The organism is Novosphingobium sp. TK46, from assembly GCF_055361525.1.
The window spans coordinates 3,085,949-3,098,799 of sequence record NZ_CM143963.1; the positions used below are offsets into that span (position 1 = coordinate 3,085,949).

Consider the following 12,851-nt stretch of genomic DNA (forward strand, 5'->3'; position numbering starts at 1 on the left):
TCGTGCCTGAACGCGCGGGTCCGCAGGTCTATTCCATCGCCGCGCATCGGGGTTTCGCCGATGCGCTGGTCGCGGGACTGGTGCCGCGTTATGCGGAACCGGATTTCGGTCTTGCCCGGCTGACGCTGCTGCTGCCAAGCCGGCGTACGGCACGTACCATCACCGAGGCGCTGGTGCGGCATTCCGGCGCGGGCATGCTGCTGCCGCGCATGAGCGTGGTCGGCGATCTCGACCTCGACGAGACGCTTGGCCCCTTGCTCGATCCGCTGGGTGCGGCCGATGTTCCACCTGCCGCCGATCCGATGCGACGCTGGCTGCGCATCGCCGACCATCTGCGTCAGGTCGAGGGCGATCAGGCCGGAAGAGGCGCGGTATTGCTGCGGCGTGCGTTCGAGATCGGGCGCAGCATGGATCGTCTGGCGGTAGAGGGCATCGCGCCGGTCGACCTCATGTCGGACACGGTGATCGGTATCGTCGGTGAACTGGCCGAGCATTGGCGGGTCGCGACGCGCAATTTCCTGATGGTGCAGCAATTGTGGATCGCCGACCTTGCGGCAAAAGGCGAGGTCGATCCACCCGAACGCCGTAACCGTCTGTTCGCCCATGCTGCAAGCCGTTGGACGCAGACGCCACCCGAACGCCCGATCGTCGCTGCAGGCGTGACCAGCGCCTCGCCGGCACTCGCCGGTCTGCTGCACGTGGTGTCGCAGTTGCCGCGTGGGGCGGTGATCCTGCCGGATCTCGACTTGTCTCTCGACGCCGAGGTCTGGGCGGCGCTGGGGACGGCAGGCGCCCCGGTGGAGGCGGAGGATCCGCCGTTCGGGCGAGGCGATGCGGTCACGCACCCGCAGTACCACCTCAAGCTGCTGCTCAACCGCATGGGTATCAATCGCGCCGAGGTTCAGCCCTGGCATCGCGCCGGCATCGGCGCCGCGCCGCCGGAACGCAGCCGGGCCATTTCGAACCTGTTCCTGCCGCCGTCAGCATCCGCGCGCTGGTCCGGGCTGGCGGCGAAGGTTCGCCGGCTTGGCGGCGTTCGATTGATGGAGAGCGCGGCGCCGGCAGCCGAGGCGCAGGCGATCGCCATTCTGATCCGCCAGGCGCTCGAAGTGCCGGAGCGGCGCATCGCGCTGGTTACCCCGGATCGCAATCTTGCGGGCCGGGTGGCGGCGCAGTTGCGGCGGTGGGACATCATCGCTGACGACAGCGCCGGGCGCCCCCTGCCGCAGACCGCGGCCGCGCGCGTGCTGCTGTTGCTGGCCGAGGTGATCGCCGAGGCGGCGGCACCGGTGCCGTTGGTGGCCTTGCTCACGCATCCGCTGGTCGCGGCGGGTGAGGGGCGTGCGCGCTGGCTCGATCAGGCGAGGGCTCTCGATCTCGCCTTGCGGGGGCCGCGCCCCGGTCCCGGTTTGCAGGCAATCGCCAGCAAGGCCGCCGACGCGAAGGTGCTTGAATGGTGGTCCGAGGTGGCCGCGATCCTGGCGCCGCTGCTGGCGCATGGCGAAGATGCCGCGCTAGCCGACCTGGTCGATGAACTGGCTAGAGTGGCTGAGGCCTTGTGCGGCGAGGAAATGTGGAGCCGCCCGGACGGGCGCGCTCTGGCGCAATTCATCGAGGAGCTTCGCGAGGCTGCGCGAGAGACGCAAACGCGGCTCGATCCCGCGCAACTGCATGCGGTGCTGCGCGATGCGATGGAGCGGGTGTCGGTCCGTCCGCCCTGGGGTGGCCATCCACGGGTGGCGATCTATGGTCTTCTCGAAGCGCGGATGAGCCGGGCGGACCTGGTGATCTGTGGCGGGCTGGTCGAGGGGGTCTGGCCGGCCAGCCCGTCTCCCGATGCCTTGTTGCCTCCCGCCCTGCTGCGCGCCCTCGGTGTTCCCGGCGCCGATTTTCGGATCGGTCTGTCCGCGCACGACCTTGCCGCCGCGCTGGGTGCGCCCGATGTCGTGCTCAGTTGGGCGCGACGCGACGAGGGCTCCCCGGTGATCCCCTCGCGCTTCGTGCTGCGGGTCAAGGCGATGCTGGGCGAGGCGGTTGAATCCATGGTGGAGCACGACGCCGGTCGTCTGGCGGTCCTGATCGACGATGCCCCGGCCGCCCCGGCGTACCCGCGCCCAAAGCCGGTGCCGACCGCCGATCAACGCAAGGTGGCGCTGTCGGTCACCGGGCTCGACCGCCTGCGCGGGGATCCCTACCAGTTCTATGCCAACGCGATTCTGCGGCTGCGCAGTCTCGATCCGCTCGACGCCGAACCCAGTGCGGCCTGGAAGGGCACGGCGGTACACGACATTCTCGATCGATGGCATAAGCAGGGTGAGCCTGCCGGAATGCTGCGCAGCATCGCCGAGACGGTGATGGATGAAATGAGCGCACACCCTTTGATGCGCGCCCTGTGGCGCCCGCGTCTGGTCGCTGCGCTCGACTGGGTCGGCGAGACGATCGCCGAGCAGCGTGCGGCGGGCCGATCGGTGCTGGCGACCGAGGTGAAGGGTTCGATCGAGTGGCGCGGCGTTCTCCTGCATGGCCGCGCTGATCGCATCGATCGCTGCGCCGACGGCAGCCTGGCGGTGATCGACTACAAGACCGGCCAGCCACCTTCGGCCCGCCGGGTCGAGGAAGGCTTCGCCCTGCAACTCGGCCTCATCGGGCTCATCGCGGACGAGGGCGGGTTCCCCGATATCGCAGGCCGGGCGCAGCGTTTCGAATACTGGTCGCTGGCCAAGAAGCCGGGGCAGGAGCACTTCGGCTATTGGAACGAGCCGGTGCTGGAGCCGCCCAAGAAATCCGGCATCGAACGCGATCGCTTCCTGCCCGAGACGGCCCGCTTTCTCGATGACGCACTCGATCGCTGGATTCTGGGCGCCGAGCCGTTCACCGCCCGGCTCAACCCCGATCTGCCGGGTTATGCCGAGTACGATCAGTTGATGCGGTTGGACGAATGGATCGTGCAACTGGGTGGCAGCGAGGATCCGGCATGAGCGATCCGCATCCTCTCGTCGGCAGCCAGATGGACGCGGTTGCGCCGGAAGACACCGTGTGGCTCTCGGCCTCTGCCGGTACCGGCAAGACGCAAGTGCTGTCGAGCCGGGTGCTGCGGCTGTTGCTGCGTCCGGGCGTCGAGCCGTCGCAGATCCTGTGCCTGACCTTCACCAAGGCCGGCGCGACCGAGATGGCCGCGCGTATCAACGAAAAGCTCGCCCGCTGGGTCCGCCTCGACGATGCCAATCTGGCGGCGGAACTGCGCGCGATCGGCGCCGACTTCGGCCCTGAAGCACTGACTCACGCGCGCACGCTGTTCGCCTCGGTACTCGATTGTCCGGGCGGCGGCTTGCGGATCGATACCATCCACGCATTCTCGCAATGGCTGCTGGCCGCGTTCCCGCTCGAGTCGGGCCTGCTACCCGGTACGCGGCCGATGGAGGATCGCGAACGGGTGCTGCTGGCGCGCCAGGTGCTGTCGGACTTGCTCGTTTCGGCGGAACAGGACCCGCTCGGCGATCCGCAATTCCTCGCCTCGGTGGCGGACCTGTCGCTGCGCTTGGGGCCCGATGCGGTGCAGGCGTTCCTGCTGCGCTGTGCCACCGCTCGCAATGCATGGTTCGGCACGGGCAGCTGGCAGGAGCCGATGCGCGCCAATGTGCTGCGTCTGCTTGGTCTGCCCAGCGATGCCGACGAGGACATGCTCGCCGGCCTGCTGCACGACGAGGTGTTCGACGTCGCCTCGCTGCGACAGTGCCATGCGGTCAATCGAGGCTGGAAAGCTGCGACCGGGCAGAAGGCGGCTGAGACGATCGCGGCCTGGCTCGCCGCCACGCCGGCGCAGCGGCACGAAAACCTTGCGGCATTGTGCGACGTATTCCTGACCAAGAAGGGCGAACCGCGCTCGACCACCTCGCTCGAAAAGCTGGATCCCGACTACCCGTCGCACTGCTCCCGCGTGATCGCGGGGTTGTCCGAGGTCGGACGGATGGCGGCGATGCTGGCGCTGACCGACCGGCTGGTGCCGGCGCTACGCCTGGGCCGCGCCTTCGCGCTTGCCTGGGACGCGGCGAAGGCGCGCGAAGGGCTGATCGACTTCGACGATCAGATCCGGCAGGCCGCGGCCTTGCTGGGCAAGCGCGAGCTGTCGGACTGGATCCGCTACAAGCTCGATCGGCGCTTCGATCACATCCTGGTCGACGAGGCGCAGGATACCAACGCGGCGCAATGGGACATCATCTTCGCGATGGCGGAAGAATTCTGGGCGGGTGAGGGGCAGCGTTCCGATCGGCTGCGCACGCTGTTCGTGGTGGGCGATTACAAGCAGGCGATCTTCCGCTTCCAGGGCACCAGCCCCGAAAACTTTCGTCGTGCCGCCGACCGCGTGCGCCGCACCATGCACGAAGCTTCGCAGGGCGCCCGGTGGAAGGCCGAGGCGGATCGCCCGCGCCAGATGCAGGATCTGGGCCTCGATCGCAGCTTCCGCACCGCGCAGGGTGTGCTCGATTTCGTCGACCGCGCGCTGCAGCAGATCGGCCACGCCGAAGTCGGACTGGCCGGGCCGGCCGAGCCGCATGTCGGGCAGAGCCGGCCTGGCTACGTATCGCTGTGGCAGCCGATCGGTGCGGCTTCCGACGAGGTGGTGGACGAGGCCGAGGAAGGCGCCGAGACTTGGCTGTCGCGCCCGGATCGCCAACTGGCCGAGCGCATCGCCCAGCAGATCAAGGCCTGGCTCGATCCACGCGGGCCCGGGTTCAAGCTTCACAAGGGCGAGATCCGCCGCGCCGGCGCGGGTGACATCATGGTGCTGGTGCGCAAGCGCAAGGAACTGGCCGGGCTGATCGTGGCGCGGCTGCACGCGCTGGGCGTTCCTGTCGCAGGTGTCGATCGCCTGCGGCTGGGCGCGCCGCTGGCGGTGAAGGATCTTGTGGCCGCGTTGCGCTTCGCCGCGCAGCCGCTGGACGACCTGAACCTTGCCGGCTTGCTCGTCTCGCCATTGCTCGGCTGGAGCCAGGAGGCGCTGCTGGAGCATGGCTATCGCGCGCCGAACCAGCGCCGGCCGTTGTGGAACCACTTGCGCGGATCGGCCGATCCGTTCGTGCGAGACAGCGTATTGCAGCTGTTCGCGCTGCTCGATCTGGCCGACTTCGATCCACCGCATGTGCTGCTGCAATGGCTGCTGTCGGGGCCGTGGCAGGGGCGCCACAAGCTCGTCGCCCGGCTGGGGCGCGAAGCCAACGATCCGATCGATGAGCTCGTGAATGCGGCGATGGCCTATACCGCCACCGGCACGCCAAGTCTGGTCGGGTTTCTCGCATGGTTCGATGCCGGCGAGGGCGAATTGAAGCGCGAGGCCGACAACGCCGCCGGGCTGGTGCGGGTGATGACGGTGCACGGATCGAAGGGGCTGCAATCGCCGATCGTGATCCTGGCCGATGCCACCGGCAACCCCGACGAGAGCCGCGATCGCGGGCTCGACTTGCCCGATCCGCGCGATCCCGAACGGCGCATTCCGTTGCCGCCCTTGCGCAAGGAGGAAAAGCTGGGCCGCATCGCCGAGGAGGCGCAAGGCGTGAAGATCGCCGAGATGCAGGAGCACTGGCGGCTGCTCTACGTCGCGATGACCCGCGCCGAAGAGGCGCTGTTCGTCGGTGGCGCGCTGGGGCCCAAGGACAAGGGCCAGCCGGCGCCCAACAGCTGGTATGCGCGGCTGGTGGCGCTGTTCCCGCCCGAGGCCGGCGTCACCGATGCGATATGGGACAGCCGGCGCGACTGGGGCGATCCGCCAGCGCCGATGCCGCCAGAGCCTCCCGCCGCGACCGCGCTGCTCGATCTGCCCGAACCGCTGCCGCGGGTGCTGCGCCGCGCGCCGCCCGCAGAGCCGTTGCCACCGCGTCCGCTGGCTCCATCCTCGCTGGGAGAAGAGGCCGCGCCCGATCCACCGTTGCCGCCCGGCTCGGCGCTTGATGCGGCGCGGCGCGGCACGCTGATGCACCGCTTGCTTGAGCGGCTGCCCGAGCTTGCGGCCGATGCGCGCGAGGAAGCGGCCCGGCGCTGGCTGGCGCACAATGCCGCCGACTTCGCAGCCGATGAGCGCGAGGCGATGCTTATGGCAACGCTGGCGATCGTCGGCGATGCGCAGTGGGCCGATCTGTTCGGGCCTGCCAGCCTTGCCGAGGTTTGCTTTTCCGCCGTGATCGGCGGGCAAGTGGTGGCCGGCACGGTCGATAGGCTGCTGATCGCGCCCGATCGCATACGGGTGGTCGACTTCAAGACCGCGCGCCGTCCGCCGATGTCGCCCGAAGACGTGCCGGTGGCGACGGTGCGCCAGATGGCGGCCTATGCGGCGGCGCTGGCGGTGATCTATCCCGGCAGGCCGGTGGAGGCGGCGATCCTCTATACCGCCACCCCGCAGCTTATCGCGGTTCCTGCGCCTGTTCTGGAGCGCCACAAGCCCGCCTTGCCCGCGTCCGAGTAAAGCTATTACGAACCCGGCGTTGCCTGCGCCGCAATCATGCCTAGATTGCGGCTCGACCTTTCTAATCGGAGACCATCATGTCCACCATCGCCGTAACCGACGCCAGCTTCGAAGACGACGTTCTCAAGTCCGACAAGCCCGTGCTGGTGGACTTCTGGGCCGACTGGTGCGGCCCATGCAAGATGATCGGCCCGTCGCTCGAGGAAATCAGCGAGGAACTGGGCGACAAGGTGACGATCGCGAAGATGGACATCATGGCCAATACCGACGTCCCAGGCCAGATCGGGGTCAAGTCGATCCCGCTGATGGTGCTGTTCAAGGACGGCAAGGCCGTCGCACAGAAGCTTGGCGCCGCACCCAAAAGCGCGCTCAAGGGCTGGCTCGAGAGCGAACTCTAGGCGCGTCGTTCGTCGGCTACCCGCCGGTCGTTTTAGCCGCCGACTGTCGAGCCTCATTCCCGCGCAAGCGGGGATGAGGAAGCGTCTCGAACGCGCGTTGCGGACAGGCGGGTACGCCCGCCGGCGAGCGCGGGATAACGCCAGGAAAGACACACGGCGGACGTTGCGGCCGGCGTGGAATGCCTGGCACGACAGGCTTGGCTCACGTTCCATCTCGCGACTGGCTGACGGGGAAGCGCGTGAGCGGACCGCCAGCTCGACCTTCTTGTCATGCGAAGCCCCGGCGGCGAAAGGTTCGCGAGAACGCCGCCGGTTTGAACGATCGGGAGAGCCTGCGGACGTACCGCCGGTATGCCGATCATCAGCAATCGCATCGGGTGCAGGCGCCCGTCTGTGAAGCGCCGGCCGCACGGTGCGGGTTGGTGTCGAACAAGGCCCTGTCCGCCCGCACCCGCCGTTTACCGGATCAGGCCGAGACCTGCCCCAGTGCTGTGGCATATAACCAGAATGGTTCGTAATGTCAAGTGCGAGGCAATCGTGCCATGCGTCCGGCAAGCTCGTCCCACAAACGAGGCGTCGACGCGCCGATCATGCCGGTGCGTTCCCACGCATCAACGCGATAGGGGGTGCCGTCCAGACGCGCGGCGCGGCCGCCGGCTTCGTTGAGGAACAAGGTGCCGGCGGCATGATCCCATGGCAGCGTGCGGTTGAACACCGACACATCGTTTTCGCCCAGCACCAGCCGTGGATACTGTTCGGCGGCGCAGCGGGGAATGTCGACCATGCGGTAATGCGGGGCGATGTGTTCCAGCACTTGCGCACGCTCGGCCGCTTCCATGTAGACCGTCGACAGCGCGGCAACCGGAGGCTCTTTGGCGGAGGGCCGCGCGGTTGCGCGCTCGGCATCGATCCAGGCGCCGCCGGCGCGCGTGGCGTGACAGAACCGCCCGCTCAGGCAATCCAGAATCCAGCCGCCGATGGTCTCGCCACCATCGGCAAGCGCCACCAGCACGCCGAATGGCGGCTTGCCCTGCGCGAAGTTGTTGGTGCCGTCGAGCGGATCGACGATCCAGCATAGCCCGTCGCGCAGGCGCGCGAAGATGGTGGGATCGGCAAAGGCGTTTTCCTCGCCCACGATGCCGGCCTCGGGCAGCAAGTCGGCGAGCTCGGCGGTCAGGATCGCCTCACTTTCGTGATCCGCGATCGTCACGACATCGTCGGTCGCCTTGCTGATGATCTCGGATCGTGCCAGCGACTGGTAATGCGGCAGGATCGCCGTTTGCGACGCGCGGCGCATGATCGCTTCGACCTGGGCGGTGAAGGCAGGCGTGAGGTCTGGCGCGCTCATGCGTGAATTCTCCCGGTGGTGCATCGGCGCCAGGTCATCATCGCGTCAGCTCCGATAGTCGGCGTTGATCGAGATGTAACCGTGCGTCAGGTCGCAAGTCCAAACCTGGGCGCGGCCTTGACCAAGCCCGAGATCGACTTCGATGGTTACGTCCTGGCCCTTGAGATGCGCGGTCACCGGCGCTTCGTCGTAATCGGCGCGCGGCAGCCCGTCGCGTGCCGCCCAGGTGCCGCCGAAGCCGATCGAAAGGCGGTCACGATCGGCTGGTTCGCCTGCCTTGCCCACCGCCATCACGACGCGGCCCCAGTTCGCATCTTCGCCGGCGATGGCGGTCTTCACCAGCGGCGAGTTCGCGATCGCCATGCCGACACGGTGCGCGCTGTCGTCCGACACCGCGCCGGTGACGGTAACGGCGATGAACTTGCTCGCCCCTTCGCCGTCCCGCACGACCAGGTGGGCAAGCTGGCGACAGACGTCGTGGATGGCGGCGGCGAAGGCGTCCGCGCCCGGATCGTCGAACGAGCCGAGCGGTGCATTGCCGGCGTGGCCGGTGGCGAAGGCGAGCACGGTGTCGCTGGTCGAGGTGTCGCTGTCGACGGTGATGCACGAGAACGTGCGCCGGTTCGCTCGCGCGAGGCAGTCCTGCAGGAAGGCCGGCGCCACCGCCGCGTCGGTGAACAGGTAGCCCAGCATCGTCGCCATGTCGGGCGCGATCATCCCCGAACCCTTGATGACAGCGCTGATCGTCACCTTCGTGCCACCTACGATCGCGGTCGCGCTCGCGCCCTTGGGGAAGGTGTCGGTGGTCGAGATCGTGCGCGCGACATCTTCCCAGCTGCAGGTCGCGGCGCCGCGCGCGGCGGCGACCCCTTCGCGTGCCTTGTCCTTGGGCAAGGGCACGCCGATGACGCCGGTGGACGAGACGAACACTTCTTGTTGCGGACAGCCCAGATGACTGGCGACTTGCGCCATGATCTGCTCGACCGCCTCGCGGCCACGGTATCCGGTGAAGGCGTTGGAGTTGCCGGCGTTCACCACCAGCGCGCGGGCTTGTCCCTGCGCGATGTTGGCCCGGCCCAGTTCCACCTCGCTGGAGCAGCAGACGTTGCGGGTGAACACTCCGGCCACCGTGGTTCCCGGCGCCAGTTCGACATAGGTCAGGTCGCAGCGGCCCCAGTTCTTGTACCCGGCGCGGGCGACGCGCAAGGTGACGCCGGCGATCGGCGGCAGGTCGGGAAAGGGGCTGGCGAGCGGTGACACGGCGTCTGACATGTCATCGCCCCTAGGACGCGACGCGGCGCTTCGCAACGCCGCGTCGTCTTGCTGCGATGTGCCGTCAGCTCACTTGATCGGGCAATCGGGCGCGAGGCGCATGTCGAGGTAGTTGTCGACCGAGCGCATCAGGTCTTCGGTCTCATTCTCGAAGAAGTGGTTGGCGCGCGGGATCTCGTCGTGATGGATGGTGATGTGCTTCTGGGTGCGCAGCTTGTCGACCAGCTTCTGCACCGCGTTGGGAGTCACGACGGTATCGGCGGTACCCTGGATGATGATGCCGGAGGCGGGGCAGGGCGCCAGGAAGCTGAAGTCGTACATGTTGGCAGGCGGCGCCACCGAGATGAAGCCACGGATCTCCGGGCGGCGCATCAGCAATTGCATGCCGATCAGCGCGCCGAAGCTGTTGCCGGCGATCCAGGTGGTCGATGCCTCGGGATGGATCGACTGCACCCAGTCGAGCGCGGCTGCCGCGTCCGAAAGCTCGCCGATGCCGTTGTCGAAGCTGCCCTGGCTGCGGCCGACGCCGCGAAAGTTGAAGCGCAGCGTCGCGAACCCGCGGTTCACGAAGGTCTTGTACATGTGCTGCGTGATGCGATCGTTCATCGTACCGCCGGCTTGCGGGTGCGGGTGAAGGATCATCGCGACGGGCGCGCGGGGCCGGGCGGCGGGCTGGAAACGACCTTCGAGCCGGCCTTCTGGACCAGGGAAAATGACTGCTGGCATGGTTGTGCGTGAACCTGACTTGCTAAGTCCCGATGCGCGGCTTCGCAAGGAAGCCGTCCGCGCCGGGGGGTGCGAAACGATGGGTGTTCGCTATATAGAACTACCGCTCCTGAAAACAACTTAGTCCGTGGATGACCCAAGAACCGCTCTATCTCGATCATGCCGCCACCACGCCGCTGTTGCCCGAGGCCCGCGATGCGTGGCTTGACGGCATGGCGCGCTGGGCCAATCCGTCGAGCCCGCATGCGAGCGGCCGGGCCGCGCGCGCCGCGCTGGAGGATGCGCGCGAGCGGATGAAGGCGGCGCTGGGCTGGCGAGGCGAGGTGATCTTCACTGCGGGTGCGAGCGAGGCGCTGGCTATCGCGATCACGCGAAGCGCGATGCCGCTGCAGGCGGTCTCCAGCGTCGAACACAATGCCGTCCTGCGGCTGGCGGGCGGCTTGTCGTCGGTTCCGGTGAATGGCGATGGTCTGGTCAGCGATCCGGATGCGGCGCGCGCCGGCCTGGTGGCGGTGCAGCACGTCAACAACGAAACCGGCGTGATCCAGCCGCTTGCCGATGTGGCTGCGGCGATCCGCGAGGCGGGTGGGCGTTTGCTGGCCGATTGCGCGCAGAGCGCCGGCAAGCTGGAGCTGCCCGATGCCGACATGATCGCGATCTCGGCGCACAAGTTCGGCGGACCGATCGGGGTCGGCGCCTTGCTGGTGCGCGATTGGGCGATGCTGGTGCCGTCGGGGGGGCAGGAGCGCGGCTATCGTCCCGGAACCGAGAACCTGCCCGGCGTGCTGGCGATGGTGGCGGCGCTGGAGGCCGGGTCGGGCTGGATCGAAACCGCATCGCGGCTGCGCGACCACCTCGAGGCGGGCATCGTCGCGGCAGGTGGAACCGTCATCGGCATGGGAGTGCCACGACTCGCATCCATCGGTGCCTATCGGATGCCCGGCGTGTCCTCGGCGGTGCAGCTGATCCGTTTCGATGCGCAAGGGATCGCGGTATCGGCGGGCAGCGCCTGTTCGTCCGGCAGTCTCAAGGCCAGCCATGTGCTGACCGCCATGGGCGTGCCGGGCGCAGGCGAGGTCGTACGGGTCAGCATCGGATGCGAGACCACCAGGGCAGGGATCGACCGCTTCCTCTCCGCCTGGATCGCGATGGCCGAACGGCGCACCGCGGCATGATCTATCTCGACTATCAGGCGACGACGCCGCTGGCGCCCGAAGCGCGCGAGGCGATGCTGGCGTGGCTGGGCGGCCCGGAAACGAGTGGTTTCGCCAATCCGCATAGCCCGCACCGGGGCGGGCGCGCCGCGGCGGCCGCCGTCGAGGTCGCACGAGAGCAAGTGGCGGCCCTGCTGCCGGCGGGCGGGCGCGTGATCTTTACCGGCAGCGCCACCGAGGCGCTCAACCTTGCGATCATCGGCAGCGGGGCGAAACGGCTTGCGGTCTCCGCGATCGAGCATGCCGCGGTCCTCGATACGGCTCGCGCGGTGCAATCGGACGTGCGGATGCTCGGTGTGGACAGTTCTGGTGCCGTCGATCCGGCCAGCGCGCCGGGCGACGTCGATCTGGTCGCGGTGATGCAGGTCAACAACGAGATCGGAACCATCCAGCCGGTCGAGCAACTGGCCCGTGCGGCGCACGAGGTGGGTGCTCTGTTCGTATGTGACGCGGTGCAAGGGGCGGGCAAGCTGGCGCCGCCTGCCGGTGCCGACATGATCGCGCTTTCGGCGCACAAGCTCTACGGCCCCAAGGGGATCGGCGCCTTGTGGGTCCGCGATGGGCTGACGCTGGCACCGCAGATCCATGGCGGCGGGCAGGAGCAGGGCGTGCGGTCGGGCACGCTCAGCCCGGCGCTGTGCGCGGGGTTCGGCGTGGCGGCCAAGCTGGCGGCCGAGCGGATGGACGAGGATGCCGCGCACGTCGCCCGTTTGTGGCAGGCCGCGCGCACGATCCTGGCGCGCTGGACGCTCAACGGGTCGGATACAAGACGCTGGTATGGCAATTTGAACTTGCGGCTCGACGGGCTGGACGTCGCGCGGCTGATGTCCGACTTGCGCGGTGTCGCGTTTTCGGCCGGGTCGGCCTGCGCCAGCGGTTCCGGACGACCCAGCCATGTGCTGACCGCGATCGGCCTGAGCGCGGGTCAGGCAAAATCTTCTGTTCGGTTGGGATTTGGTCGGTATACAAGCTTAAGGGAAATTGAGGATGCCTGCGCAAGCATCGAGGTCGCATCGGCCGCGCAGGGAGTTTGATACATTGAACGTCCGCTTCGTCACCCCTGAAGGAGACGTGGTCACCGCACAGACCACGGCTGGTGCGCGCCTGCTCGAGGTGGGTCAGGCCGCGGGCCTGCCGCTGGAGGGAACGTGCGAGGGGCAGATGGCCTGTTCCACTTGCCATGTCATCGTCTCACCCGACTGGTTCGACAAGCTCGTGCCCGCCTCCGCCGACGAGGAAGACATGCTGGATCTGGCGGCGGGGGTCACGCGGACGAGCCGCCTATCCTGCCAGATTTCGCTCAGCGGCGAACTGGACGGATTGACGGTCAAGATCCCCGGGGTGTCGCGGGATATGCAATTCGGGTAGCCGCCGCCCGCTGGCGATGTCTGGCAAAGCGTCCGGCGCGATGACGAAAAAGGGGCGAACGCGCCTGG

At 68.1% G+C, this 12,851-nt stretch carries 9 protein-coding genes; 6 read left to right on the top strand and 3 right to left on the bottom strand.

The window, feature by feature from the left end; all coding sequences use genetic code 11:
* The first annotated feature begins 2 nt into the window (after positions 1 to 2).
* The 3 genes from ACXJ1Z_RS14790 to trxA all read left to right on the top strand — a co-directional run bounded on the left by ACXJ1Z_RS14790 (position 3) and on the right by trxA (position 6,855).
* The gene (locus ACXJ1Z_RS14790; RefSeq protein WP_463777650.1) at positions 3 to 2,978 is read left to right on the top strand and encodes a PD-(D/E)XK nuclease family protein; all 2,976 of its coding nucleotides are present in this window, start codon (positions 3 to 5) and stop codon (positions 2,976 to 2,978) included.
* On the top strand, positions 2,975 to 6,457 hold the full coding sequence (gene addA, locus ACXJ1Z_RS14795) for a double-strand break repair helicase AddA (RefSeq protein WP_463777652.1): 3,483 nt from the start codon (positions 2,975 to 2,977) through the stop codon (positions 6,455 to 6,457). Before ACXJ1Z_RS14790 ends, addA begins: the two co-directional genes overlap by 4 nt.
* Before the next feature lie 77 nt (positions 6,458 to 6,534).
* Entirely contained in the window at positions 6,535 to 6,855 is a 321-nt protein-coding gene (gene trxA, locus ACXJ1Z_RS14800; protein WP_463777653.1) for a thioredoxin, read from the top strand.
* 520 nt (positions 6,856 to 7,375) lie between these two features.
* On the opposite strand, the gene ACXJ1Z_RS14805 is transcribed toward trxA, so the two are convergent.
* From ACXJ1Z_RS14805 to ACXJ1Z_RS14815, 3 genes are all read right to left on the bottom strand, one after another.
* Positions 7,376 to 8,203, bottom strand: a complete 828-nt coding sequence (locus ACXJ1Z_RS14805) for an inositol monophosphatase family protein (RefSeq protein WP_463777655.1) — start codon at positions 8,201 to 8,203, stop codon at positions 7,376 to 7,378.
* 45 nt (positions 8,204 to 8,248) lie between these two features.
* On the bottom strand, positions 8,249 to 9,475 hold the full coding sequence (argJ, locus tag ACXJ1Z_RS14810; protein WP_463777656.1) for a bifunctional glutamate N-acetyltransferase/amino-acid acetyltransferase ArgJ: 1,227 nt from the start codon (positions 9,473 to 9,475) through the stop codon (positions 8,249 to 8,251).
* Between the two features lie 69 nt (positions 9,476 to 9,544).
* Positions 9,545 to 10,201, bottom strand: a complete 657-nt coding sequence (locus tag ACXJ1Z_RS14815; protein WP_463777657.1) for an alpha/beta hydrolase — start codon at positions 10,199 to 10,201, stop codon at positions 9,545 to 9,547.
* Between the two features lie 131 nt (positions 10,202 to 10,332).
* On the opposite strand from ACXJ1Z_RS14815, the gene ACXJ1Z_RS14820 reads away from it, so the two are divergent.
* Genes ACXJ1Z_RS14820 through ACXJ1Z_RS14830 form a run of 3 tightly spaced genes read left to right on the top strand, consistent with a single transcriptional unit; the run spans position 10,333 to position 12,783 of the window.
* Positions 10,333 to 11,376: a cysteine desulfurase family protein gene (locus tag ACXJ1Z_RS14820; RefSeq protein WP_463777659.1), complete on the top strand. Its 1,044-nt coding sequence runs from the start codon at positions 10,333 to 10,335 to the stop codon at positions 11,374 to 11,376.
* Positions 11,373 to 12,449, top strand: coding sequence for a cysteine desulfurase family protein (locus tag ACXJ1Z_RS14825; protein ID WP_463777661.1), 1,077 nt, complete (start codon positions 11,373 to 11,375; stop codon positions 12,447 to 12,449). The genes ACXJ1Z_RS14820 and ACXJ1Z_RS14825 overlap by 4 nt, the downstream gene beginning before the upstream one ends.
* On the top strand, positions 12,403 to 12,783 hold the full coding sequence (locus ACXJ1Z_RS14830; protein ID WP_463777662.1) for a 2Fe-2S iron-sulfur cluster-binding protein: 381 nt from the start codon (positions 12,403 to 12,405) through the stop codon (positions 12,781 to 12,783). The genes ACXJ1Z_RS14825 and ACXJ1Z_RS14830 overlap by 47 nt, the downstream gene beginning before the upstream one ends.
* Positions 12,784 to 12,851 lie beyond the last annotated feature (68 nt).